Origin of the sequence: Nonomuraea guangzhouensis, from assembly GCF_019396345.1 — a bacterium.
GTDB lineage: Bacteria > Actinomycetota > Actinomycetes > Streptosporangiales > Streptosporangiaceae > Nonomuraea > Nonomuraea guangzhouensis.
The window spans coordinates 73324-97888 of record NZ_JAHKRM010000006.1; the positions used below are offsets into that span (position 1 = coordinate 73324).

A 24565-nucleotide genomic window follows, 5' to 3' on the forward strand; every position below is an offset into this window, starting at 1 on the left:
GTGCGTTAGACTGGGCTGACAAGTGTTGGTGTGTCCCGCGTGTGCTTGCAGCCAGGAGCCGGGACCTCTTCAGGCACTTGGACTCGACGGGAGACACCATGGTGGGGGTACCACTCGCTCGGCGTACCAGAAAACGGTCGCGCCCGACACGGATCGACTCCGTGCTGGGCTATGCCGCTCTCGGATGGCCGAGTGTGCCGGGTGCCCACCCGCTGCGCGAAGGCGCCCGCTCCTGCTCCTGTGACCGCCTCGGGTGTCCAGACCCGGGCGCGCACCCCTTGTCCCCCGCCTGGAACGTACAGGCCACGACGGACGCCACCCAGCTCACGCGCTGGTGGCAGGCCGATCCCGACGCCAACGTGATCCTGCCCACCGGCCGTGTGTTCGATGTCTTCGACGTACCGCTCGACACCGGCCTGTCGGCCCTCACCCGGATCGACGGCGCCGCAGCGCATTCAGGCCCGGTCGCCGCAAATGGCGACCGGGTTCTGTTTTATGTGGCCACTCGCGGCAATCCCGATGACGAGGACGAGTGGTGGTCCTGCCAGCTCGACTGCGACCCCGGCACCATCGAGGACAATCCGGGCCTGCGCTGGCACTGCCGCGACAGCTACGTCCTGGCGCCGCCCTCCACGCTCCCCACTGGTCAGCCCGTCTCGTGGCTGCGCCCGCCCGACGGCCGCCCGCTGCCAGACCCGCTGCGTATCCTCGACTGGCTCGCCGACTAGACCGGCATAATCCAGGACTAACCTGGTTCGCGTGAGCCGTACACAGAACTCCGAGGACCTGTTCGCCCGCGCCCGCGCCATCGTGCCGGGTGGCGTCAACTCCCCGGTCCGCGCGTTCGGCGCGGTCGGCGGCACCCCGCGTTTCATGGCCTCAGGACAGGGCCCCTACCTCACCGACGTCGACGGCAACCGTTACGTCGACCTGGTCTGCTCGTGGGGACCGATGATCCTCGGCCACCGCCATCCCGCCGTCGTCGACGCCGTTTCGTCGGCGCTCTCCCACAGCCTCTCCTACGGCACCGCCACGCCGGGCGAGGTCGAGCTGGCCGAGGAGATCGTCGCCAGGGTGGCGCCCGTGGAGAAGCTGCGTCTGGTCAGCTCGGGCACCGAGGCGACGATGAGCGCGGTGCGGCTGGCCCGCGGGTTCACCGGGCGGTCCAAGGTGGTCAAGTTCGCCGGGTGCTACCACGGTCATGTCGACGCGCTGCTGGCCTCGGCGGGGTCGGGCGTGGTCACGTTCGGGCTGCCCGACACGCCGGGCGTGACGGGGGCGTCGGCGGCCGACACCATCGTGCTGCCGTACAACGACATCAGCGCTGTGGAGCAGGCCTTCGCGTCAGCCGAGATCGCCTGCGTCATCACCGAAGCCTGCCCGGCCAACATGGGTGTGGTGCCGCCGCTCGACGGCTTCAACGCCCGTCTGCGCGAGCTCTGCACGGCCAGCGGCGCGCTGCTGATCATGGATGAGGTGCTGACCGGGTTCCGCGTCTCGCCCGCCGGCTGGTACGGCCTCGACCCGGTCGACGCCGACCTGATGACGTTCGGCAAGGTCATGGGCGGCGGGTTGCCGGCGGCGGCCTTCGGCGGGCGGGCCGACGTGATGTCCTGCCTGGCGCCGGAAGGCCCGGTCTACCAGGCGGGCACGCTGTCGGGTAACCCGCTCGCCTGCGCCGCGGGCCTGGCCACGTTGCGCGCGCTCGACGCCGAGTCCTACGCCAAGGTGGACGCGGCGGCGCTCGCGGTCGGCCAGGCCGCCTCCGACGCGCTGACCGCGGCGGGAGTGCCACACCGGTTGCAGCGGGCGGGGAGCCTGTTCTCGGTGTTCTTCACGGATGCGCCGGTGACGAACTTCGACGACGCCCGGGCCCAGAACACCTCCGCCTACACCGCCTTCTTCCACGCGATGCTGGATCACGGGGTCTACCTGCCGCCCTCCGCGTACGAGGCCTGGTTCCTCTCGGCCTCTCACGACGACGAGGCACTCGGCCAGGTCGCCGACGCGCTGCCGGCAGCCGCCAAGGCTGCCGCGGCGGTCCTCTAGCTACTTACTTGGCGGCCGGCTTCTGGTAGCGGACGCGCAGGTCACGGGCCTGCTCGGCCAGGGTCTTGAGGTAGGAGATGCTGGTCTGCTGCTGCTTCTGCGCCTTGTTGTTTCTCATGCATGTATTTTCTCCTGCTAAAGAGTCAAGCACAAGCGAGACTTTCTACGCTAAACCCTTTAGACTGGCTTACATGTTGGACTTGAACCGCCTCAAGGCCCTTCACGCTGTGCACATCTACGGATCGGTGGGCGCCGCGGCCGACGCGCTGATGGTCACGCCGTCGGCCGTGTCACAGCAGATCGCCAAGCTGGAGCGCGAGACCGGCGCCCGGCTCATGGAGCGCAACGGGCGCGGCGTGCGGCTTACCGACGCGGCCGGGCTGCTCGCCGACCACGCCGAGCGGATCCTGGCCCTGGTGGAGACCGCGGAGGCGGACTTCGAGGCGCTGCGCGGCGAGGTCGTGGGGCGGCTGAACATGTCCGCGTTCCCGACGGCGACCCGCGGCCTGATGCCCGCCGCCCTGACCGCGCTCAAGCGCCGCCATCCCGACCTGCACATCCAGCTCCACGAGCGCGAGCCGGAACGCATCGTGCGCGACGTGGCCAGGGGCGAGCTCGACCTGGGCATCATCCAGGACTGGCTGAACCGGCCGATGGCCCTGCCCGAGGGGCTGTCCAGGACGACACTGCTCGACGACATCGCCGACGTCGTGCTCCCCGCGGACCATCCGCTGGCCGGCAGCCGGGAGATCTCGCTGTCCGATCTACCGGCCAACGAGCGGTGGATCAGCTCCTCGCCCGGCACCGTCTGCCACGACTGGCTCGTCTACACGCTGCGCAGCGCGCAACTGGAGCCCGAGATCTCCTGCATGGCCGACGAATACCCGACCCAGATGGCGCTGGTGGCCGCCGGGCTCGGCTGCGCGATCATCCCCCGGCTGGGGCGCGACTGCGTGCCCGACGGGGTGGCCGTGGTGCCGCTCAGGCCCCGGCAGTCACGCCGCATCTATGTGATCTGGCGGACCGACGCGGCCCGCCGCCCCGCGATCAGGGCCGCGGTCGAGGCGCTCGCCGACGCCAGCCGTACACAGGAGAACGCCTGGGCGCTCGCCTGAGCCACAGCGATGACCAGCGGGAACACGGCCAACGGGCCCGCCCTAGATCTCGGACCAGGAGGAACGGATAGGCTGTGGCACACCATGGCTGAAACCACCGTAGTTCACCTGATGCGCCACGGTGAGGTGCACAACCCCGAAGGCGTCCTGTACGGCCGGCTACCCGGCTACCACCTGTCCGACAACGGCCGATTGATGGCCGAGACGGTCGCCAAGTCGGTGGCCGGCCGCGACATCGTCACCCTCTACAGCTCGCCGCTCGAACGCGCCCAGGAGACCGTCGCCCCCCTGGCCGCGCTGCTGGAGCTGCCGGTACGCACCGACGACCGGCTGATCGAGGCCGCCAACATGCTCCAGGGCCGCAAGGTCGGCCAGGGGATGGCGATCCTGCGCGACCCGAAGAACTACCGCTACTTCTGGAACCCGCTCCGCCCCTCCTGGGGTGAGCCCTATCCGGTGATCGTCAAGCGGATGCGCTCGATCATCGATGAGGCCAGGGGCGCGGCACGCGGGCACGAGGCGCTGCTGGTCAGCCACCAGCTGCCGATCTGGTCGATCAGGATGGCCGCCGAAGGCCGCCGGCTCTGGCACGACCCACGGCGCAGGCAGTGCCAACTGGCCAGCGTCACCACGCTCACCTTCGACGGCGACCGCCTCGTCAGCGTCGGCTACAGCGAGCCCGCCGGATCACTGGCGACCGGCCCCACCGTCCCGGGCGCCTGACCTCGCCGGTAGAGTTGCAAGCTCTACCGGTTGTAGTACAAGGAGATCTTCCTCCGTGCGCGCCAAGTCCACCACCCTCCTGTTGTTGGCCGTGCTGGTCGCGGGCTGCGCGGGCACCAGCCAGTCGGGCCAGCCACAGGCCGGCGACACCCGTTTCGTCGCGGGCGACGGGAAGATGCAGGTGTTCGGTGCGGCCGACCGCAAGGCCGCTCCCGAGATCAGCGGGGAGACCCTCGACGGCGCGACCGCGTCGCTCGCCGCGCACAAGGGCAAGGTCGTGGTGCTCAACTTCTGGGCGTCGTGGTGCGGGCCGTGCCGGGCGGAGGCGCCGGTGCTGAAGGAGGTCGCCGCCAAGACCAAGGGCGGCGTGGAGTTCCTCGGCGTCGACTTCAAGGACCGCAAGGCCGACGCGCAGGCGTTCGAACGCACCGAGCAGACCGGCTACCCGAGCATCTTCGACCAGCCGGGCAAGGTCGCGCTGGCCTTCCAGGGCACGGTGCCGCCCGCGGCCATCCCGTCCACGCTGATCATCGACGAGCAGGGCAGGATCGCCGCCAGGGCGCTGGGCGCGGTCAAGTACACCGACCTGATGAACGCGGTGACCAAGGTGCGCGATGAATGACGTCGTCGCCTCGGGCTCGCTGCTCCTGGCCGTGCCCATCGCGGTGCTGGCCGGGGTGGTGTCCTTCCTGTCGCCGTGCGTGCTGCCGCTCGTGCCGGGCTACCTGTCCTATGTGACGGGCATGAGCGAGGACCCCAAGCGCGGGCGGCTGGTGCTCGGCACGGTGCTGTTCGTGGCCGGGTTCGGGCTGGTGTTCGTGCTCAGCGGCGCGCTGTTCGGCGGGCTCGGCTCGATCATGCTGGACAACTCGGAGAAGATCACGCGGGTGCTCGGCGTGCTGACGATCCTGCTCGGGCTGGCCTTTCTGGGCGTGCTGCCCGGTCTGATGCGCGACGTCCGCATCCACAAGCTGCCCGCGGCGGGGCTGGCCGGGGCGCCGCTGCTCGGCGTGGTGTTCGGGCTGGGCTGGACGCCGTGCATCGGGCCCACGCTGGCCGTGGTGCTCGCGCTCGGGCTGAACGAGGGCAGCGCCGGGCGCGGCGCGCTGCTCGCCGTCGCGTACGCGCTGGGGCTCGGGCTGCCCTTCGTGGCCGCAGCCCTCGCCTACAGCAAGGCGCTGCGTACCTTCCGCGCGATCCGCAAGCACTCACGGCTGATCACCAGGATCGGCGGCGGCATGATGGTGGCCGTCGGCATCCTGCTGGTCACCGGTCTCTGGGGTGAGATGATCGCCACCATGCAGGGCCTGATCGGCGCTTTCCGGCCGGTGATCTGATGACCGTCGACGAGCTCGAGAAGGAGCGGGCGCCGCGACCCGCCGGCATGGGACCGGTGGGCTGGCTGCGATGGGCCTGGCGCACGCTCACCGCGATGAAGACGGCGCTGATCCTGCTCTTCCTGTTCGCGCTGGCGTCCGTGCCCGGCTCGCTGGTGCCGCAGCGCAGCGTCGATCCCGACAAGGTGGCCAAGCTCTTCCAGAGCGACCCGACGCTCGCCGAGTGGTATGACCGCTTCCAGCTCTTCGACGTCTTCACCTCGGTCTGGTTCGCCGCGATCTACCTGCTGCTGTTCATCTCGCTGATCGGCTGCGTCCTGCCGCGCACCGCCACCTACGTGCGCGAGCTGCGCCGCCGTCCACCGGCCGCGCCGCGCAACCTGTCGCGTCTGCCCTACTTCTCGCGCCTGGACGACCCGCTGACCGTCGAGGAGGCCGCCAGCCGGCTGCGCCGGCTCCGCTTCCGCGTCGACGTCGGCGACGGCTGGGTGGCCGCGGAGAAGGGCTACCTGCGCGAGACGGGCAACCTGCTCTTCCACGTCTCCCTGCTGGGGCTGCTCGTCGCGGTCGGGGTCGGCTCCCTGTACGGCTACCGCGGCAACGTCCTGGTGGCCGAGGGCGACGGCTTCGCCAACACGGTCGCCGCCTACGACCGGTTCATCCCGGGCACCCAGGTGTCGGCGGAGTCGCTGGAGCCGTTCTCGTTCACGCTCAAGGACTTCCAGGCGAGCTACCAGGTCGAAGGCGAGAAGAGGGGGCAGGAGCTCGACTACTCCGCCTTCCTGAGCGTCAACGACGCGCCCGGGTCGCCCGCGCACGACTACACGCTCAAGGTCAACGAGCCGCTGGAGATCAACGGCACCCAGACCTACCTCATCGGCCACGGCTACGCGCCCGTCTTCAAGGTCACCGACGGCAAGGGGCAGGTCGCCTTCGAAGGGCCCGTGCCGTGCCTGATCGAGGACAAGCCCACGCTCACCTCGGGCTGCGTGGTCAAGGTGCCCGACGCCCAGCCGTCGCAGCTCGGCTTCCTGCTGCGCTTCCTGCCCACCAGCGACGGTGCCGGGGCCTCGCTCTTCCCCGGCGCGCTCAACCCCCAGGTCCAGCTCCTCGGGGCCTTCTCCGGTGACCTGGGCGTACGTTCCGGGCAGCCGCAGTCCGTCTACGAGCTCGCGCCGCCAGAGGTGATGCGGAAGCTCACACCGCTGGTCATGGGCACCGGCCACGCGCCCCTCTCGGTCGGGGGATCCCTCGACCTGCCCAAGGGCGCGGGGAAGCTGGAGTTCACCGGGGTGAAGGAGTGGATGACGCTCCAGATCGCCTACGACCCGGGGCGGCTGCCCGCCCTGATCGCCGCGGCCACGGCCGTCGCCGCCATCGTGTGCTCGCTGATGATCCGCCGCCGCCGGGTGTGGGTGCGGGTCAAGGACGGCGTGGCCGAAGTAGGCGGCCTGACCCGTACCGAAGGGTCCGCGGCGGGCTTCACCGAGGAGTTCGCCGACATCGTCAAGGTCCTATCAGCCGGAGGCAAGGATGCCCGCTGAACAGCAACTGGCCGGGGTGAGCGACCTCTTCATCGTCGCCGCCGTCCTGCTCTACCTGGCCGCCATGATCGGGTTCGCGCTGGAGCTGGCCTTCGGGCGTTCCCAGGCCGGCTCGGCCGCCGTCCCCGCCAGACAGCCCGTGGGAGCCGGAGTCGGCTCGTCGGGCGGTCCCGTGGACGCCCCCGCGGCCCCGGTGGCCGTCGAGCCGCCGAACTGGGTGCCCAGGGCCGGCTGGCTGGCCATGGCGCTCGGCTGGCTCGGCTGGGCCGCGAACCTCGGCGCCATCGTCACCCGCGGCCTGGCCGTGGACAGGTGGCCATGGGGCAACATGTACGAGTTCGTGGTGGCCATCTGCTTCGCCGCGGTCACCGCCTTCCTCGGCACCCAGCTCCGGCAGAACGTCCGCTTCCTCGGCGCCTTCGTCATGGTGACGGCCGCCCTGGGGCTCGGCTTCGCGGTCAAGGTCCTCTACACGGCGGCGGGGCCGGTCGTGCCGGCGCTCAACTCGTACTGGGTCGCCATCCACGTGACGGCGGCGATCCTGGCGAGCGGCCTGTTCGTCCTGGCCGGGGTCTCGGGCATCCTCTACCTGATTCGCGGCGACGGGGTGTCCCGGCTGCCGTCACGAGCCGACCTGGAGCGGGTGGCCCACCGCGCGATCGTCTTCGCCTTCCCGGTCTGGACCTTCGCCGTCATCGCCGGCGCCCTCTGGGCCGACAAGGCATGGGGCCGCTACTGGGGCTGGGACCCCAAGGAGGTCTGGGCCTTCATCACCTGGGTGGCCTACGCGGCCTACCTGCACGCCCGGGTCACCGCGGGATGGCGCGGCCGCGCGGCGACGATCGTGCAACTGGTGGCGTTCGGCTGCCTGCTGTTCAACCTGGTGGGCGTCAACATGTTCATCTCAGGTCTGCACAGCTACTCGGGGCTGTGAGCTAACCGTCCTCGCCGCGCATGCGGCGGTCGAGGTCGCGCAGGAACTCGGGGTCGTCGTCCGGGCCCTTGGGGGCCGAATGTCGGCGGGTGCCCGGTTGCGGGGGCACCGGCCAGGCCTCTCGGTCCGGCTGGGGGCGCCCGCGGAGCATCCAGACGATGCCGCCCACCAGCGGCACCAGCGTGACGACGAGCACCCAGAGCGGTTTTGGTACGTTCCTGACCTCTTCCTCCGGCGTGGTGATGACGTCGAACAACGAGTAGAGCCAGAAGGCCAACAGGGCCAAGCCGATAACGACACCTACCATGTCCGAACTGTAAGCCATTCGCGTCGTGATCGTGTTTTTCCGTTGTCCCATTTCGGATGACTCAAGAGAGACCTACGTCGTACGGTGGACACGATTCAGCGGCGTCCGCCCGCTGGGACCGCCGATCGGGGCGACCGGGTGCCTCGCGCGCGGGCGCTCGACGGCGTTGAGAGGTGCGATGGCCTTTTCTAACGACAAGGGCCGCCATCGGCGGGGTCGTTGGTGGCGGCGCGGCTCGTATCTCTTCTCCCGTCGCGGTGAGGCGCCCCCCGACGCGGACCGTTCCTTCTGGACGAACGACCGGCACGCGTTCCCCGGCCGGGCCGGACGGCCGGCCAACGGGCGGGACCGGGCACGTGAGGACGGCGCCGGGCGTCCGGTGTGGCCATGGCGGGCCGGTGCCAAAGACGGTGCCAAGGACGCGGCTGCCAACGGCCGTCCGGTGTCCGAACGGTACGGGCACCTGGGACGCGGGTGGCCGGGACGGGAGCCCGCCGGGCGGGACTCGATCGGGAGCGAGGGGAGCTTCGCGTTGTTCGGCTGGGTGGGCCGGGAGCGGCGCCAGGCCGGCGGCGGTGATTCCGACAGGTGGTCCAGGGGTGGGCGCGATCGACGCCGCCGGCAGGAGGGCGGGGAGTTCCAGCAGTGGGACGCCGCCGAGGCCGGGGAGCCGCGGCGGTGGGAGGCGGGGGAGCAGCGGCTGTCGGCGGCGGTCGTGGACCGGCCGCAGTACACCTGGCAGGACTTCGAGCTCGACGACGTGGCGCCCAGAGCGCGGCCCCACCGCCCCGACGCGCCCTCGCTCGGCGACGGCCTGCAGCACTGCGGCAAGCTGGAGACCATCCTGCACCGCCAGTGGGACGCCCGGGAGGGCCCGCCGCCGCCGGAGATCGTACGGGCCGTGGAGAGCCTGGCCAGGCTGCCCGACCTGCTGAAGGAGAAGCTGGCCGAGGGCCTCGAAGGCATCTACGTCGGCCCGGGCGGCGTGCCGGACCTGGACGACATGGGCTACCTGCGCGGTGCCCCGCTGCCGTCCGGGCGGGCCTCGTGGGACATCTGCGCCGGGGCGTACGGCGACGGGAAGATCGTGGTGGGCGACCGCCCCTCACCCACGCCCGACGTGATGATGCACGAGGTCGGGCACGCCATCGACGACGTCGACTCGGCTTACGGGGATTGGGTGTCCGACTCCCGGGAGTTCGCGACGCTGTACGAGGAGATCACGCCGCTCCTGGTCTCCGCCTTCCATCGCCAGGGGGGCGGGCTGGGATGCAAGGAGTTCTTCGCCGACGCGTTCGCCGCGATCGCCTCGCGCCAGCGACCGGCGCTCGTCGACATGCTGGGCGGCGACACCCGCGCCGCGCTCAACGTCATGCTGTTCTTCAACCGGCGCTACGGAATCTAGGTGATCAGCCATGTACGTCATCCGGCTCGCTGACGGGACCCTGCGCGTGCCGCAGAGCCTGACCAGCGAAGACGGGCGTCTCATCGGCAACGCGTACGTGGAACTCGAACCCGGCGATCCCGACTACGACACGTGGCTACCGGAGTCCCTGACGGAGGAGGAGGCGGCAGAACGCCGGGAGCGCTGGCTGACGGACAACGACGACCTGGAGCAGGAGTTCCTGGCTTTCAAGGCGGAACAGGAAGACGCCTAGTGACCCCGTGCCAGTCGGAGGGCCGACGCTCAGCCGGCGTTCCCTGGGCAGGGGGAGACGGCGATCCTGCGTGCAGGACCACCGTCTGATGGAACGTCAAAAACGCGGGGACTCGGCCGACCGCTCGGCCGTTAGAACGTCCTCGCCTCTAAGAAGGGCATGCACTTCCGACTCGCGGAACCGCCGGTGCCCTCCGGGGGTGCGGATACTGCTGATGCGGCCTGCCGCGGCCCAGCGTGTAACCGTCTTTGGGTCTACCCGGAAGAGGGCGGCAACCTCTCCTGGGGTCAGCAGACGCTCGCTGCTACTCTCCACCAATCTCTCCCCCTCGCATCCCGCTTCCTGCCAGCGGGCGGACAGGTAACCAGTGTGTCGAGCGAAGCCTGATTTATCCGTGGTTTTCGACAAAGATCACGGGTTGTTATCAGCTGACTGCCCGATTGTTATATGATAGAGCCTCTTTGGGGCTCTCGTGGGTGTTTCTTTACGAAACTCCCTAACTGGGAACACTAGCAGTGCCCGCGCCCGATGCGAAGAGCGACCGTCCACACAGGGCGAGTAACCTCGATCCTGTGCATCCCGTTCTCGTTTACACCGCGTCGCGGATCGGTCTGTTCGTCGTGACGCTAGGTGTCCTGCGCCTGCTTGGCCTGCAAAACCCACTGGTGCTGATCATCGTGACTTTCTTGATCAGTGGCATAGCCAGCTACGTCTTGCTGTCGAAGCAGCGTGACGCTGTAAGCACACGCATCAGCGACAAGATCGACCGACCCAAGCCACAGAGCGACTAGGGCAGGGGGAACATGCCAATCCGGGCATGGTACTCCCGTCCGAGTCGAGTTGTGTCACTACCAACGAGTAGTCCACCGCTGTACACCAGAAATGCCTTGACCCCGATGCCGCGCTCCCTGCCAGGATTCCAAGTCAGCGCCATTCCGGTGCCTGGATGAATGGCGCCGATGCCCTCGCGGGGCACCGCTCCCGGCCCGGCTGAGTCGTGGCCCAGTGGATTGTTCAGCCACCGCTGGTGTCCGCCGACGTAGATCGCCGCACCGGTCACCGCCACCGCGTAGAGCGAGTCGCCGCCGGTCTTGTTGATCCAGGTGGGTGTGATTCGCTCGCCGCTGCCGTACGTCTCGAATCTGGCCGTGCTGTCGCACAGCCGCTTGCCGCCAATCGGGCCGCCTGTGGTGACGACGGCGAAATAGCTGCCGTCGGGCGCGAAATCCAGGCCGCGTACGTAGGAGGGGAAGGCCTCCATGCATTTGGGGACGTACGCCTCGGTGCGCCAGTCGGCCACCTTGGCCCCTCCGCCGCGTATGTCGATCAGCCCGAGTTGCGGTCTCGACAGCCCGTCGAGCGTGGTGAAGTTGCCGTCGACCGCGAGCCGTTCGGCGGTCACGGCGAGCGCGTAGACCTTCACCCTGGACGCCAGCGGCGCCCCTGGCGTGATCGTGAACCTCGGGTCGGCCGCGCCGGTCGAGGTGTCGAGCCTGGCCAGGGCCGTGCGCGGCCTGGTGAAGTCGCCGCCCGCGTAGAGCTGCGCGCCGCGCCTGGCCAGCGTGGTCACCGCCCCGCCGGAGACGCCGGGCGCGAAGTCCTTGATGACCGACCCGTCGATGAGGTTGAGCCTGGTCAGCGCCGTGGCCCGCGTCCCGTTGACCGAGGGGAAGTCGCCGCCGACGTAGACCGTGTCGCCGTCGCCGGGGGCCAGGCTGTAGACGGTCCCTTCCACCTGCGGCGCGAAGTAGCGCAGGATGTGTCCCGTGGCGAGGCTGTAGGCGAAGACGTTGTCGCGGGTGTAGGTGTGGGTCCGTGAGGCGTCGGCGACCTCGCTGAACGAGCCGCCCACCACGACGGTGCCGCCGACCAGGGTGATGGAGTTGACGATCCCGTCGAGCACGTGCGGGGTGGTGTCGACCGGGTCGGCCGACACGACGCGCGGGTGCGCGACGGGGGCCGTGGCGATGATCGCCGCGAGGGCGACACGTACAAGCATTCGGCAATTTCTAGCAGACGGTAGGTAATCATGCGGCTACTTTCCGTCGATTGTCGTGATGGTCATAGGCTTGGGCCATGACGCGTGCTCAGCTGGACAAGCAGCCGGATCAGGTCGCCGCGATGTTCGATCGCACGGCCCGGCGCTATGACTTGGTCAACGATGTGATCTCCCTGGGACAGGTGCGGTTCTGGCGCAAGGCGGTGGCCGCCGCCGTCGACGCCGGGCCCGGCGAGATCGTGCTCGACCTGGGCGCCGGCACCGGCACGTCCACCGACGCGTTCACCACGCTCGGGGCCCGCGCGATCGCCTCCGACTTCTCCCTCGGCATGCTGCGCACGGGCGTGCGCCGGCACGGTGGCAACGCGCTGAGCGGGGCTGGGGTCCCGTTCATCGCGGGCGACGCGCTGCGGCTGCCGTTCGCCGACGACGCCTTCGACGCGGTGACGATCTCGGTGGCGCTGCGCAACGTGCACGACACCTCGCAGGCGTTGCGGGAGATGCTGCGCGTGACGAAGCCGGGCGGCCGGCTGGTGATCCTGGAGTTCTCGCACGTGACGGTCGGCGCCTTCGACCTGGTCTACCGCGAATACCTGATGAAGCTGCTGCCGCGGGTGGCCACGGTCTTCGGCTCGAACGACGACTCCTACGCCTATCTGGCCGAGTCGATCAGGGACTGGCCCGACCAGCCGACGCTCGCGCGCACCATTCAGGAAGCCGGTTGGGAGCGGGTGGCGTGGCGCAATCTCACCATGGGCATCGTCGCGGTGCACCGGGGGTTCAAGCCCGCCTGAGTCGCCATTAATGCTTCTCGGGCCGGCCTTGCGGATATCACCGCCGGGAGATAGCGCTTATCGCGGGAATTAGCCGTTGTTCGGGCCGACGCGGCTCCGGGTGGGGATGGTTCTCGGTAATTTGCGGGCGGGCTGGTGTAGCGTTTTGACTACGGAGCGTGACAGTGTTCGCCGCTGTGGTTGTAACGGGCGTCACATTCCGCACGATAGGCTCCGATATATCCGTGACTACGAAGGAGTCCGCCCGGTGCACGTCCGCGAGTTCGAGGTCTGATCTCCCCGTGGCGACCACCCAGGGCCCTTCGTCTCCGACGGAGGGTTTTCGTTCGTGCGAAGACCGCCCCCCGGCTGACACTTTGTCCAGGAAAAGCGTTAGACTGCGGGCCGACAAGTTTGTGAAGGGGTTCACAAGAGAACGAAGGCGCCACACCCCAAGGCCTTCGAGCGTGTAGGACAGGACAGTCCAGTGACCGTGCCAGCAGCCATGCAGGCTGACGCCGACGTCATCGTCGTCGGCGCCGGTCCCGCCGGTTCCGCAACCGCCTTTTACCTCGCTCGCGCCGGGTTCGACGTGCTGCTCCTGGAGAAGACGAAGTTCCCCCGGGAGAAGGTCTGCGGCGACGGGCTGACCCCCCGGGCGGTCAAGCAGTTGCTCAACATGGGTGTCGACATCGACGCGCCCGGCTGGATCAGGAACAAGGGCCTGCGGGTGGTGGGTGGCGGGCACCGGTTCGAGCTCGACTGGCCGAAGCTTGAGCGCTTCCCCGACTTCGGCCTCGTCCGCACGCGCCAGGACTTCGACCAGATCCTCGCCGCCAACGCCGTCAAGGCCGGGGTGCGGCTGATGGAAGGCGTGAACGTCACCGGGCCCGTGCTCGACGACCGCAGCGGTCACGTGGTCGGGGTGACGACCAAGGACGGGGTGACCTACCGCGGCCGTCTGGTGGTCGCCGCCGACGGCAACAGCACCCGGCTGGCCCTGGGCATGGGGCTGCACAAGCGCGAGGACCGCCCGATGGGCGTGGCCGTACGGACCTATTTCGAGAGCCCGCGCCACGACGACGACTACCTGGAGACGTGGCTGGAGTTGTGGGACGGCGACACGCTGCTGCCCGGCTACGGCTGGGTGTTCGGCGTCGGCGACGGCACCGCGAACGTGGGGCTGGGCCTGCTCAACACCAGCGACCAGTTCAAGAGCATCGACTACCGCGATCTGCTCAAGCGCTGGTGCAAGGCGATGCCCGCCGAGTGGGGCTTCACCGAGGAGAACATGACGGGCCCGATCCGCGGCGCCGCGCTCCCGATGGCCTTCAACCGCCAGCCCCACTACACCCGCGGTCTCGTGCTCGTCGGCGACTCCGGCGGGGCGATCAACCCGTTCAACGGCGAGGGCATCGCGTACGCCATGGAGACCGGCGAGATCGCCGCCGAGACCATCGTGAAGGCTCTGCGCGGGACCACCCCCGCGCAGCAGGAACGGATCCTGCGCACCTATCCTCAAGTGTTGAAGGACGCCTACGGCGGATATTTCACGCTCGGCAGGTTGTTCGTCGAGGCGATCGGGAAGCCAGGAGTGATGAGCTTCGGAACACGGCACGGGTTGCCACACCCGAGGCTGATGCGCTTCGCGCTCAAACTCCTTGGTAATCTCACCGACCGGCGAGGCGATGCGTCGGACAAGATCATAAACGCACTCTCGAAGGTCGCGCCACCAGCATGAACCTCACACTCACCCGGCAAAGTCATAGATCAGGCTGCGCGCCCGCGCGCGTGGCGACTCCAGAGGAGGCGTAGCGATGGACCTTTACGTGCCCATCCTGGTGCTCGCCGTTCTCGCGGGGGGCTTCGCGATCTTCTCGGTCGCCATCGCTCCCTTCACCGGTCCCAAGCGCTGGAACCGCGCCAAGCTTGACGCATACGAATGCGGCATCGAGCCGACGCCCCAGCCGGTCGGTGGCGGACGGTTCCCGCTGAAATACATGATCACCGCGATGCTCTTCATCGTGTTCGACATCGAGATCATTTTCCTTTACCCCTGGGCTGTCTCCTTCGCGCCGCTGAAGAACGACGCGGGCAGCGTGCTCTCCTCGGGCCTCGGGGTGTTCGCGCTTGTCGAGATGCTGCTGTTCATCGTCACCGTGCTCGTCGCCTACGCGTACGTGTGGCGCCGCAAGGGTCTGGACTGGGACTAGAAATGGGACTTGAAGAGAAACTCCCCAGCGGGTTCATCCTCAGCACGGTCGAGCAGGCCGCGGGCTGGGCGCGCAAGAACTCCGTATGGCCGGCCACGTTCGGCCTCGCCTGTTGCGCCATCGAGCTGATGGCCACCGGCGGCCCCCACTACGACCTGGCGCGCTTCGGCATGGAGCGCGCTTCGGCGTCTCCTCGCCAGGCCGACCTGATGATCGTCGCCGGACGCGTGTCGCAGAAGATGGCTCCCGTCCTGCGGCAGATCTACGACCAGATGGCCGAGCCCAAGTGGGTCATCTCGATGGGCGTGTGCGCCTCGAGCGGCGGCATGTTCAACAACTACGCCATCGTGCAGGGCGTGGACCACATCGTCCCGGTCGACATCTACCTGCCCGGCTGCCCGCCGCGGCCGGAGATGCTGATTGACGCGATCGTGAAGCTGCACGACAAGATCCAGAACATGAAGTTCGGCGCCCACCGCGCCAAGCAGATCGACGAGCTCGAACTGCAGGCGCTGCGTACGCTGCCGCTGATCGACCAGGGGGCCGCGAAGTGACCTCGCCCGACAACCTCCCCGAGGTCCCTGCCAACGCCGAGGTGCCGGCGGTTCCCGAGCCGCCCGTGGCCCGGCACGGCATGTTCGGCGCGACCGGCACGGGTGACACCTCCGGTTACGGCGGCCTCGTCGTACGGCGCGCACCCCAGCTCTCCACACCCCGCCCCTACGGCGGCTACTTCGACGAGCTGGTCGACACGCTGGCCATGGACGACGCCGTCGAGCGAGTGGTCGTCGACCGGGGCGAGCTGACCCTGCACGTGAAGCGGGAGCGGCTCGTCGAGGTCTGCCAGAAGCTCCGCGACGAGCCCGCCCTGCGCTTCGAGCTCTCGCTCGGCGTCTCCGGTGTGCACTACCCGCATCTGAAGGGCGAGGAGCTGCACTCGGTCATCCACCTCTGCTCGATCACCCACAACCGGCGCGTCCGCGTCGAGGCGAGCGCCCCCGACGAGGACCCGCACATTCCCTCGACCGTCGGCGTCTACCCGGGCCACGACTGGCACGAGCGCGAAGCGTGGGACTTCTTCGGGATCATCTACGACGGCCACCCCGGCCTGACCCGCATCATGATGCCGGACGACTGGGACGGTCACCCGCAGCGCAAGGACTATCCGCTCGGCGGCATCCCGGTCGAATACCGCGGCGCCACGATCCCCGCGCCCGACCAGAGGAGGTCGTACGCGTGAGCATCGAGCTGAGCGTTGACAGACGAAGTGAGGTTCACTCGTGACCACCGGATATGACGAGGCGACCGAGGGCAAGGTCTACTCGGTCACCGGCGCCGACTGGGACGAGGTCGTCAGCGGTGTCCGCGACTCCGAGGACGAGCGGCTGGTCGTCAACATGGGCCCGCAGCACCCGTCCACGCACGGCGTGCTGCGGCTGGTGCTGACCCTCGACGGTGAGACGGTCACCGAGGCGCGCAGCGTCATCGGCTACCTGCACACCGGCATCGAGAAGAACCTGGAATACCGCACCTGGACCCAGGGCACCACGTTCGTCACCCGCATGGACTACCTCTCGCCGATCTTCAACGAGACCGCCTACTGCCTGGGCGTCGAGAAGCTGCTCGGCATCGAGGACCGCATCCCGGACCGGGCGCAGGCCATCCGCGTGATGATGATGGAGCTCAACCGGATCTCCTCGCACCTGGTGGCGATGGGCACGTTCGGCATGGAGCTGGGCGCGACCACGCCGTTCCTGTTCGGCTACCGCGACCGCGAGCTGATCATGGACCTGTTCGAGTACATCACCGGTCTGCGCATGAACCACGCCTATGTCCGCCCCGGTGGCGTGAGCGTGGACCTGCCGGCGGGCGCGGTCGACAAGATCGGCGAGTTCCTCAAGATCATGCCGCAGCGGATCAAGGACATCCGCAAGCTGCTCGACGAGAACCCCGTCTACCTGCGCCGCACCAAGGACGTGGGCTACCTCGACCTGACCGGCTGCATGGCCCTGGGCATCACCGGGCCGATCCTGCGGTCCGCCGGCCTGCCGTGGGACCTGCGCAAGTCGCAGCCCTACTGCGGGTACGAGACCTACGAGTTCGAGGTGGCGACCGAGCGCGGCTGCGACGTGTTCTCCCGCTACCTGGTCCGGATGCGGGAGATGGAGGAGTCGCTCAAGATCGTCGAGCAGGCCCTCGACCGCATCGCCGGGCCGCTCAAGGGCGACCCCGTGATGATCGAGGACAAGAAGATCGGCTGGCCCGCGCAGCTCGCGCTGGGCCCCGACGGTTTCGGCAACTCGCCCGACCACATCGCGCACATCATGGGCAGCTCCATGGAGGCCCTCATTCACCACTTCAAGCTGGTGACCGAGGGATTCCGGGTGCCGGCCGGACAGGCGTACGCGTCGATCGAGTCGCCCAAGGGCGAGCTCGGCGCGCACGTGGTGAGCGACGGCGGCACCCGCCCCTACCGCGTCCACTTCCGCGAACCGTCCTTCTGCAACCTGCAGGGCTTCCCCGCGATGGCGGAGGGCGGCCAGGTCGCCGACGTGATCGCCGCGGTGGCATCTATCGACCCCGTCATGGGAGGTGTGGACCGGTGACTTACTCACCGGAAGTCCGAGAGCGTCTCGAACGAGACGCCAAGGAGATCATCGGGCGCTACCCGAAGACGCGGTCGGCACTGCTGCCGCTGCTCCATCTCGTGCAGTCCGAAGACGGTCACGTCTCCGACGACGGGCAGGAGTTCTGCGCGGAGCTGCTGGGCATCAGCAAGGCCGAGGTCGTCGGCGTCGCGACGTTCTACACCATGTACAAGCGCAAGCCGGCCGGCGACTACCACGTCGGCGTCTGCATCAACGCGCTCTGCGCCGTCATGGGCGGCGACCAGATCTGGGAAGAGCTGTCGGAGCACACCGGCGTCGGCCACGAGGAGACGACCGCCGACGGCAAGGTCTCGCTCGAACGCCTCGAGTGCAACGCGGCCTGCGACTTCGCCCCGGTCATGATGGTCAACTGGGAGTTCTTCGACAACCAGACGCCCGAGTCGGCCAAGCAGCTCGTCGACGACCTGCGTGACGGCAAGGACGTACGCCCGACCAGGGGGCCGAAGAAGCTCTGTACCTTCAAGGAGGCGTCGCGAGTGCTCGCGGGCCTGCCCGACGACCTGGCGGGCGACGGCCCGTCGGCGGCGGGCCCCTCGCTGGAGGGCCTCAAGGTCGCCAAGGCCAACGGATGGAAGGCCCCAGAGGCATGAGCACGACTCTCACCCCGGTCCTGACCGCGAACTGGGACCAGGCCAACTCCTTCACCCTCGCCGGCTACGGCGAGTATGAGGCGGCCAAGAAGGCGCTGGGGATGGACCCCGACGCGGTCATCCAGGCCGTCAAGGACTCGGGCCTGCGCGGCCGCGGCGGCGCGGGCTTCCCGACCGGCATGAAGTGGGGCTTCATCCCGCAGGGTGACGGCAAGCCGCACTATCTCGTCGTCAACGCCGACGAGTCGGAGCCGGGCACCTGCAAGGACATCCCGCTGATGATGGCCAACCCGCACTCGCTGGTCGAGGGCGTCATCATCACCGCGTACGCGATCCGGGCCAACCACGCCTTCATCTACGTGCGGGGCGAGGTGCTGCACGTCATCCGCCGGCTGCACGCGGCCGTGCGCGAGGCGTACGAGAAGGGCTATCTCGGCACCGACATCCTCGGCTCCGGCTACGACCTCGAACTCGTCGTGCACAGCGGCGCGGGGGCGTACATCTGCGGCGAGGAGACGGCACTGCTCGACTCGCTCGAAGGCTTCAGAGGTCAACCGCGGCTCAAGCCCCCGTTCCCGGCCGTGGCGGGCCTTTATGCCTCGCCTACTGTTGTGAACAACGTGGAGTCTGTGGCCAGTGTTCCCTCAATCGTGACCAACGGTGCCGACTGGTTCGCCGGGATGGGCACCGAGAAGTCCAAGGGCTTCGGCATCTTCTCGCTGAGCGGCCACGTCACCCGGCCCGGCCAGTACGAGGCGCCGCTCGGCATCACGCTGCGCGAGCTGCTCGACATGGCGGGCGGGATCCGCGAGGGGCACGAGATCAAGTTCTGGACCCCGGGCGGCTCGTCCACGCCGATCTTCACCGACGAGCACCTGGACGTGCCGCTGGACTTCGAGTCCGTCGGCGCCAAGGGCTCCATGCTCGGCACCCGGGCGCTGCAGATCTTCGACGAGACGACCTGCGTGGTCCGTACGGTGCTGCGCTGGACGGAGTTCTACGCCCACGAGTCGTGCGGCAAGTGCACGCCGTGCCGCGAGGGCACCTACTGGCTCAAGCAGGTGCTCAAGCGCCTGGAGAAGGGCCAGGGCACCGAGGAGGACCTGTCCACGATCACCGACATCGCGGACAACATCCTGGGCCGCTCGTTCTGCGCGCTCGGTGACGGCGCGACGAGCCCGATCCACTCCTCGGTGAAGTACTTCCGCGACGAGTACCTCAAGCACTTCGAGGTCGGCGGCTGCCCGTTCGACGCGAAGAAGTCCACTCTCTGGGGTGACCAGTGACAACAACCGCCGTAGAGACGAACCTGGTGACCCTCACCATCGACGGGTTCCAGGTCAGCGTCCCGAAGGGCACCCTGATCATCAGGGCGGCAGAGCTGCTGGGCATCCAGATCCCGCGCTTCTGCGACCACCCGCTGCTCGACCCGGCGGCCAACTGCCGCCAGTGCCTGGTCGACATCCCCGACGCCGGCAACGGCCGCGGCTTCCCCAAGCCGCAGCCGTCCTGCGCGATCGACGTCGCCGAGGGCATGGTGGTGCAGACCCAGCTCACCTCGCCGGTCGCCGAGAAGGCGCAGCGCGGGGCCATGGAGCTGCTGCTCATGAACCACCCGCTCGACTGCCCGGTCTGCGACAAGGGCGGCGAGTGCCCCCTGCAGAACCAGGCGATGTCCAACGGACAGGGCGAGTCCAGGTTCCAGGAGCAGAAGCGGACCTTCCCCAAGCCGCTGCCGCTGTCCACCCAGGTGCTGCTCGACCGTGAGCGCTGCGTCCAGTGCGCGCGCTGCATCCGCTTCTCCGACCAGATCGCCGGCGACCCGTTCATCGACTTCTTCGAGCGCGGGGCCAAGGAGCAGGTGGGCGTCGCCGACGGCAAGCCGTTCGACTCCTACTTCTCCGGCAACACGGTGCAGATCTGCCCGGTCGGCGCGCTGACCGGCGCCGCCTACCGGTTCCGGGCCAGGCCGTTCGACCTGGTCTCCACGCCGAGCGCGTGCGAGCACTGCGCCTCCGGGTGCAGCCTGCGCACCGACCACCGGCGCGGCCGGGTCACCCGCCGCCTGGCGGGCAACGACCCGCAGGTCAACGAGGAGTGGAACTGCGACAAGGGCCGGTGGGCGTTCTCCTACGCCACAGAGCCCGATCGCCTCAAGATGCCGCTGGTCCGCAACGAGGAGGGCGTGCTCGAGCCCACCTCGTGGCCGGAGGCGCTCAGCGTCGCCGCCAAGGGCCTGGCCGCCGCGCGCGGCAAGGCCGGTGTGCTGGTCGGCGGCCGGGTGACGGTCGAGGACGCCTACGCCTACGCCAAGTTCGCCCGGCTCGCCCTCGGCGGCAACGACATCGACTTCCGCGCCAGGCCGCACTCCGTCGAGGAGGCGCAGTTCCTGGCGCACGCGGTGGCCGGCAAGGGCATCGAGGTCTCCTACAGCGACCTTGAGAGCGCCCCGGCCGTGCTGCTGGTCGGGTTCGAGCCCGAGGACGAGTCGCCGATCGTCTTCCTGCGCCTGCGCAAGGCGTGGATGAAGAAGGGGCTCAAGGTCACGGCGATCGCGCCGTTCGCCACCAACGGCCTGGCCAAGATGGGCGGCACGCTCATCCGCACCGCGCCGGGCGCGGAGGCCGACGCGATCGGCGACCTGGTCGGCTCGCTCGCCGAGGGCACGATCGTGCTCGCCGGCGAGCGGCTCGCCGCGGTCTCCGGCGCTCTGTCCGCGCTGGTACGCCTCAGCGCCGCCTCGGGCGCCAAGCTCGCCTGGGTCCCGCGCAGGGCCGGCGAGCGGGGCGCGGTCGAGGCCGGTGCGCTGCCCAACCTGCTGCCCATCGGCCGCCCGGTCGGCGACGAGAGCGCCAGGGCGGACATCGCCCGGGTGTGGAACGTGGCCACACTGCCCGACACGCCGGGTCGCGACACCACGGGCATGCTTCTCGCGGCCCTGGAGGGGCAGCTGGACGCGCTGGTCGTGGCGGGCGTCGACCCCTACGACCTGGCCGACCCGGGCGCCGCGCTGGCCGCGCTGGAGCACACCCCGTTCATCGTCAGCCTGGAGATCCGCGCCAGCGCGGTCACCGACCGGGCCGACGTGGTCCTGCCGGTCGCCGCCGTGCAGGAGAAGGACGGCACGTTCGTCAACTGGGAGGGCAGGGGCCGCTCGTTCGAGGCCCCGCTCCGGGTGCCCGGCCTGCGCAGCGACCTGGCCGTGATCGGCAGCCTGGCCGACCGGATGGACGTCCACCTGGGCCTGCCCGACGCCGCGGCCGCACGGCGCGAGCTGAGCTCGATCGGCGCCTACCGCGGCACCCGCGTGGCCGCGCCCAACACCGCCACCCGCTCGCAGGCCGCGCCGCGGACCGGCGAGGCGGTGCTGGCGACCTGGCACCTGCTGCTCGACGAAGGCCGCCTGCAGGACGGCGAGCCGTACCTCGCGGGCACCGCCCGCGCCGCGGAGGCGCTGGTCTCGGAGAGCACGGCGGCGGAGATCGGCGTCGTCGACGGCGACAAGCTGGTCGTCGGCGGCCAAGGACCCAACGCTGTCACGCTGCCGGTACGCGTCGCCGACCTGCCGGACCGGGTGGTCTGGGTGCCGGCGAACTCCGGCGGCTGTTCGGTCACGCGCGATCTCGGCGCGTCGACCGGCGACATCGTCACGATCGGGAGCGCCTCATGATCCCTGTTCTCGCGACTGATCCGACCCTTGCCGACTTCGGCAAGGATCCGCTCTGGATCACGATCATCAAGGCCGTGATGCTGTTCGCTTTCCTGATGCTCTGCATCCTGTTCGGCGTCTGGTTCGAACGGAAGCTGATCTCCAGGATGCAGAACCGCTTCGGCCCCAACCGGGCGGGCAAGTTCGGCCTGCTCCAGTCGGTGGCCGACGGCATCAAGATGGGCCTGAAGGAAGACCTCTTCCCGCGGACCGTCGACAAGGTGCTCTACCTGATGGCCCCGGTCATCATGGTGATCCCGGCCTTCCTGGCCTTCTCGATCACCCCGTTCGGGCCGATGGTCAACCTGTTCGGCGTGCGGACGCCGTTGCAACTGGTCGACCTGCCGGTGGCCGTGCTGTTCATGCTGGCCATGGGTGCCATCTCGGTCTACGGCGTGGTGCTGGCCGGTTGGTCGTCGCGGTCGCCGTACGCGCTGCTGGGCGGGCTGAGGTCGGCGGCGCAGGTGGTCTCGTACGAGATCGCGATGGGTCTGTCGTTCGTCGGCGTGTTCCTGTTCGCGGGGACGCTGTCGACGTCGGAGATCGTCAAGTCGCAGGCGTCCGGCGGCATGCTGGGGGGCCTGTCGATGCCCTCCTGGTACGTCGTCCTGCTGCTGCCGTCGTTCCTGATCTACGTGTTCTGCGCTTTCGGTGAGGCCGCCCGTATCCCGTTCGACCTGCCCGAGGGCGAGGGCGAGCTGGTCGGTGGCTTCCAGACCGAGTACTCCTCGTCGCTGAAGTTCGCGCTGATCATGATGGGCGAATACCTGCACACCTTCGTCGCCTCGGCGATGGCCATCACGCTGTTCCTCGGTGGGTGGCGGGCGCCGTTCCCGATCACGGCCTTCTGGGCCGGGGCGAACGAGGGCTGGTGGCCGCTGCTCTGGTTCTTCGTCAAGTTCGTGCTGGTCTTCTGCTTCGTGGTGTGGGTGCGGGCCTCGCTGCCGCGCGTCCGCTACGACCAGCTCATGTCGCTGGGGTGGAAGGTTCTCATCCCGGTCAACCTGGCGTGGATCATGCTGGTCGCCACGATCCGGACCGTCATGTACGTCAAGAACGGCGAAGCCGGTTTCCAGGGCAGCCTGGCACCCGTCATGGTGGTCGCGGTGATCGTCATCGTCGGTGCTCTCGGCATCTGGGCCCGGTTCGACACCGTGAACCAGCGCCGCAAGGAAGCACGGAAGGCGGAGGTCGAGGCGGAGTTCGAGGAGCTGTCCGACGAGCCAACGGCCGGTGGCTTCCCTGTGCCGCCGCTCGACCTGCCGCACTACCACGGGGTGCAGCACAAGGAGATTCCCAGTGGGACTAACTGATTGGCTGAACCCCGTCAAAGGCTTCGGGGTCACCTTCCACACGATGTTCAAGAAGCCTGTCACGGTCAACTACCCGGAGGAGAAGAGGCCGACAGCGCCTCGCTTCCACGGGCGGCACCAGCTCAACCGCTGGCCGGACGGGCTGGAGAAGTGCGTCGGCTGCGAGCTGTGCGCATGGGCGTGCCCGGCCGACGCCATCTACGTGGAAGGCGCCGACAACACCGACGCGGAGCGCTTCTCGCCGGGTGAGCGGTACGGCCGCACCTACCAGATCAACTATCTGCGGTGCATTCTCTGCGGCTTGTGCATCGAGGCGTGCCCGACCAGGGCGCTCACGATGACCAACGAGTACGAGCTGGCCGACACCAACCGCGAGAGCCTCATCTTCACCAAGGAGATGCTCCTCGCGCCTCTGACCCAGGGGATGGAGCAGCCTCCGCACCCCATGCGGCTCGGGGAGACCGAAGAGGACTACTACCGGCTGGGACGGACCAATGGGTGAGACCATTACCTTCTGGGTGCTCGCCGTCGTATCCGTCGGCGCGGCGCTCGGCATGGTGTTCAACCGGAAGGCCGTCTACTCGGCGCTGATGCTCGGCACCGTGATGCTCTGCCTGGCGGTCCTCTACGCCGTTCAGGACGCGCCCTTCCTGGCCGCGGTGCAGATCATCGTCTACACCGGCGCCGTCATGATGCTCTTCCTGTTCGTGCTCATGCTGGTCGGCGTCGACTCGTCCGACTCGCTGGTGGAGACGCTGAAGGGCCAGCGCGTCTGGGCCGCGCTCGCCGCCGTCGGGTTCGCCGCGCTGGTCATCCTGGCCATCGGCAACGCGGTCTTCGCCAACCAGGCGGGGCTGGCCTCGGCCATCGGGCAGGCCGGCTACATCCGGGCGCTGGCGCTGCTGCTGTTCACGAAGTACGTCTTCGCCTTCGAGATCACCTCGGCGCTGCTGATCACCGCCGCGCTGGGCGCGATGGTGCTGGCACACCGCGAGCGGCTGACAGTACGGCCCACGCAGAAGGACCTGGCCCGCGCCCGGTTCCTCGGCGACCGCCCGTCGCCGCTGCCCGGACCCGGCACCTACGCCAGGAACAACGCCATCGACATGCCGGCCCTGCTGCCCGACGGCTCGGTCGCGGAGAGCTCGGTCAACCGCTACATCGCGCGGTACGACGTCGAGGAGGGTCACCTTCCGGCCGACCCGAAGCTCGCCGAGGCCATCAAGCACAGGGCCGCCGTCGAGTCGGCTGATTCGGCCGCGTCGGCCGCGTCGGTTGAGTCGGTTGAGGAGGAGTCCAAGTGACCACCCATTACCTCGTCCTGTCGGGCCTGCTGTTCGCCATCGGCGCGATGGGCGTGCTGATCCGGCGCAACGCGATCGTGGTGTTCATGTGCGTCGAGCTCATGCTCAACGCCTGCAACCTCGCCTTCGTCGCCTTCGCCCGGCAGAACGGCAACCTCGAAGGTCAGATCATCGCGTTCTTCGTGATGGTGGTGGCCGCGGCCGAGGTTGTGGTCGGCCTGGCCATCATCGTGACGATCTTCCGAACCCGCAGGTCCGCGTCGGTAGACGACGCCAACCTGCTGAAGTACTAAGAGGTGACTGGTGGAATCTCCTGTTGAGATCGTCC

Annotated in this window: 27 protein-coding genes; 24 read left to right on the forward strand and 3 right to left on the reverse strand. The window is 68.8% G+C overall.

All coding sequences use genetic code 11. From position 1 onward, the window contains the following. Positions 1-98: 98 nt before the first annotated feature. The 8 genes from KME78_RS13230 (at position 99) to ccsB (ending at position 7702) form a co-directional block, all read left to right on the forward strand. Positions 99-728 (forward strand): bifunctional DNA primase/polymerase, encoded by a 630-nt coding sequence (locus KME78_RS13230; RefSeq protein ID WP_219529152.1) that lies wholly within the window; start codon positions 99-101, stop codon positions 726-728. A gap of 31 nt (positions 729-759) precedes the next feature. Continuing rightward, on the forward strand, positions 760-2049 hold the full coding sequence (gene hemL / locus KME78_RS13235) for a glutamate-1-semialdehyde 2,1-aminomutase (protein ID WP_219529153.1): 1290 nt from the start codon (positions 760-762) through the stop codon (positions 2047-2049). A gap of 191 nt (positions 2050-2240) precedes the next feature. Then, positions 2241-3164 carry a LysR family transcriptional regulator gene (locus KME78_RS13240; protein WP_219529154.1) on the forward strand — a complete coding sequence of 308 codons (924 nt, stop codon included), beginning with the start codon at positions 2241-2243 and terminating at the stop codon, positions 3162-3164. Positions 3165-3248: 84 nt separating this feature from the next. Further along, entirely contained in the window at positions 3249-3887 is a 639-nt protein-coding gene (locus KME78_RS13245) for a histidine phosphatase family protein (RefSeq protein ID WP_219529155.1), read from the forward strand. 55 nt (positions 3888-3942) lie between these two features. Continuing rightward, positions 3943-4509 (forward strand): TlpA family protein disulfide reductase, encoded by a 567-nt coding sequence (locus KME78_RS13250; protein WP_219529156.1) that lies wholly within the window; start codon positions 3943-3945, stop codon positions 4507-4509. Beyond that, positions 4502-5224, forward strand: a complete 723-nt coding sequence (locus KME78_RS13255) for a cytochrome c biogenesis CcdA family protein (RefSeq protein ID WP_219529157.1) — start codon at positions 4502-4504, stop codon at positions 5222-5224. The genes KME78_RS13250 and KME78_RS13255 overlap by 8 nt, the downstream gene beginning before the upstream one ends. Continuing rightward, on the forward strand, positions 5224-6768 hold the full coding sequence (gene resB / locus KME78_RS13260) for a cytochrome c biogenesis protein ResB (protein ID WP_219529158.1): 1545 nt from the start codon (positions 5224-5226) through the stop codon (positions 6766-6768). Before KME78_RS13255 ends, resB begins: the two co-directional genes overlap by 1 nt. Then, positions 6758-7702 (forward strand): c-type cytochrome biogenesis protein CcsB, encoded by a 945-nt coding sequence (gene ccsB / locus KME78_RS13265; RefSeq protein ID WP_219529159.1) that lies wholly within the window; start codon positions 6758-6760, stop codon positions 7700-7702. Before resB ends, ccsB begins: the two co-directional genes overlap by 11 nt. A 1-nt stretch (position 7703) precedes the next feature. Here the strand turns inward: ccsB and KME78_RS13270 are convergent, their stop codons facing one another. Continuing rightward, positions 7704-8009 carry a PLDc N-terminal domain-containing protein gene (locus tag KME78_RS13270; RefSeq protein ID WP_219529160.1) on the reverse strand — a complete coding sequence of 102 codons (306 nt, stop codon included), beginning with the start codon at positions 8007-8009 and terminating at the stop codon, positions 7704-7706. A gap of 178 nt (positions 8010-8187) precedes the next feature. On the opposite strand from KME78_RS13270, the gene KME78_RS64220 reads away from it, so the two are divergent. Together KME78_RS64220 and KME78_RS13280 are read left to right on the forward strand one after the other, a co-directional pair. Continuing rightward, on the forward strand, positions 8188-9414 hold the full coding sequence (locus tag KME78_RS64220; RefSeq protein WP_246651028.1) for a hypothetical protein: 1227 nt from the start codon (positions 8188-8190) through the stop codon (positions 9412-9414). A gap of 10 nt (positions 9415-9424) precedes the next feature. Then, positions 9425-9667, forward strand: a complete 243-nt coding sequence (locus KME78_RS13280) for a hypothetical protein (protein WP_219529161.1) — start codon at positions 9425-9427, stop codon at positions 9665-9667. Between the two features lie 96 nt (positions 9668-9763). Here the strand turns inward: KME78_RS13280 and KME78_RS13285 are convergent, their stop codons facing one another. Continuing rightward, positions 9764-9982 carry a BldC family transcriptional regulator gene (locus KME78_RS13285; RefSeq protein ID WP_219529162.1) on the reverse strand — a complete coding sequence of 73 codons (219 nt, stop codon included), beginning with the start codon at positions 9980-9982 and terminating at the stop codon, positions 9764-9766. A gap of 257 nt (positions 9983-10239) precedes the next feature. On the opposite strand from KME78_RS13285, the gene KME78_RS66110 reads away from it, so the two are divergent. Next, positions 10240-10458: a DUF4229 domain-containing protein gene (locus KME78_RS66110; RefSeq protein WP_219529163.1), complete on the forward strand. Its 219-nt coding sequence runs from the start codon at positions 10240-10242 to the stop codon at positions 10456-10458. On the opposite strand, the gene KME78_RS13295 is transcribed toward KME78_RS66110, so the two are convergent. Next, on the reverse strand, positions 10455-11666 hold the full coding sequence (locus KME78_RS13295) for a hypothetical protein (protein ID WP_219529164.1): 1212 nt from the start codon (positions 11664-11666) through the stop codon (positions 10455-10457). The two genes, KME78_RS66110 and KME78_RS13295, sit on opposite strands and share 4 nt — an antisense overlap. 77 nt (positions 11667-11743) lie before the next feature. Here KME78_RS13295 and KME78_RS13300 point away from each other — a divergent pair, with 77 nt between their 5' ends. From KME78_RS13300 to nuoK, 13 genes are all read left to right on the forward strand, one after another. Continuing rightward, positions 11744-12460: a demethylmenaquinone methyltransferase gene (locus KME78_RS13300; RefSeq protein WP_219529165.1), complete on the forward strand. Its 717-nt coding sequence runs from the start codon at positions 11744-11746 to the stop codon at positions 12458-12460. A 484-nt stretch (positions 12461-12944) separates the two neighbouring features. Beyond that, positions 12945-14180 (forward strand): geranylgeranyl reductase family protein, encoded by a 1236-nt coding sequence (locus tag KME78_RS13305; protein ID WP_219529514.1) that lies wholly within the window; start codon positions 12945-12947, stop codon positions 14178-14180. Between the two features lie 76 nt (positions 14181-14256). After that, a complete protein-coding gene (locus tag KME78_RS13310) occupies positions 14257-14652 on the forward strand; it encodes an NADH-quinone oxidoreductase subunit A (protein WP_214640645.1) in 396 nt (131 codons plus the stop codon). 2 nt (positions 14653-14654) lie between these two features. Next, entirely contained in the window at positions 14655-15206 is a 552-nt protein-coding gene (locus KME78_RS13315; protein ID WP_219529166.1) for a NuoB/complex I 20 kDa subunit family protein, read from the forward strand. Continuing rightward, on the forward strand, positions 15203-15892 hold the full coding sequence (locus KME78_RS13320) for an NADH-quinone oxidoreductase subunit C (RefSeq protein WP_219529167.1): 690 nt from the start codon (positions 15203-15205) through the stop codon (positions 15890-15892). The genes KME78_RS13315 and KME78_RS13320 overlap by 4 nt, the downstream gene beginning before the upstream one ends. Positions 15893-15932: 40 nt before the next feature. Then, a complete protein-coding gene (locus KME78_RS13325; RefSeq protein ID WP_219529168.1) occupies positions 15933-17258 on the forward strand; it encodes an NADH-quinone oxidoreductase subunit D in 1326 nt (441 codons plus the stop codon). Beyond that, complete coding sequence (gene nuoE / locus KME78_RS13330) at positions 17255-17911, forward strand: NADH-quinone oxidoreductase subunit NuoE (RefSeq protein WP_219529169.1); 657 nt, start codon at positions 17255-17257, stop codon at positions 17909-17911. Before KME78_RS13325 ends, nuoE begins: the two co-directional genes overlap by 4 nt. After that, complete coding sequence (gene nuoF, locus KME78_RS13335) at positions 17908-19197, forward strand: NADH-quinone oxidoreductase subunit NuoF (RefSeq protein WP_219529170.1); 1290 nt, start codon at positions 17908-17910, stop codon at positions 19195-19197. The genes nuoE and nuoF overlap by 4 nt, the downstream gene beginning before the upstream one ends. Then, positions 19194-21581, forward strand: coding sequence for an NADH-quinone oxidoreductase subunit G (locus KME78_RS13340; protein ID WP_219529171.1), 2388 nt, complete (start codon positions 19194-19196; stop codon positions 21579-21581). Before nuoF ends, KME78_RS13340 begins: the two co-directional genes overlap by 4 nt. Further along, complete coding sequence (gene nuoH / locus KME78_RS13345; protein WP_219529172.1) at positions 21578-22933, forward strand: NADH-quinone oxidoreductase subunit NuoH; 1356 nt, start codon at positions 21578-21580, stop codon at positions 22931-22933. Before KME78_RS13340 ends, nuoH begins: the two co-directional genes overlap by 4 nt. Continuing rightward, complete coding sequence (nuoI, locus tag KME78_RS13350) at positions 22920-23435, forward strand: NADH-quinone oxidoreductase subunit NuoI (protein WP_214640637.1); 516 nt, start codon at positions 22920-22922, stop codon at positions 23433-23435. Before nuoH ends, nuoI begins: the two co-directional genes overlap by 14 nt. Further along, positions 23428-24237 carry an NADH-quinone oxidoreductase subunit J gene (locus tag KME78_RS13355; RefSeq protein WP_219529173.1) on the forward strand — a complete coding sequence of 270 codons (810 nt, stop codon included), beginning with the start codon at positions 23428-23430 and terminating at the stop codon, positions 24235-24237. The genes nuoI and KME78_RS13355 overlap by 8 nt, the downstream gene beginning before the upstream one ends. Then, a complete protein-coding gene (gene nuoK, locus KME78_RS13360; protein WP_214640635.1) occupies positions 24234-24530 on the forward strand; it encodes an NADH-quinone oxidoreductase subunit NuoK in 297 nt (98 codons plus the stop codon). The genes KME78_RS13355 and nuoK overlap by 4 nt, the downstream gene beginning before the upstream one ends. Positions 24531-24565 lie beyond the last annotated feature (35 nt).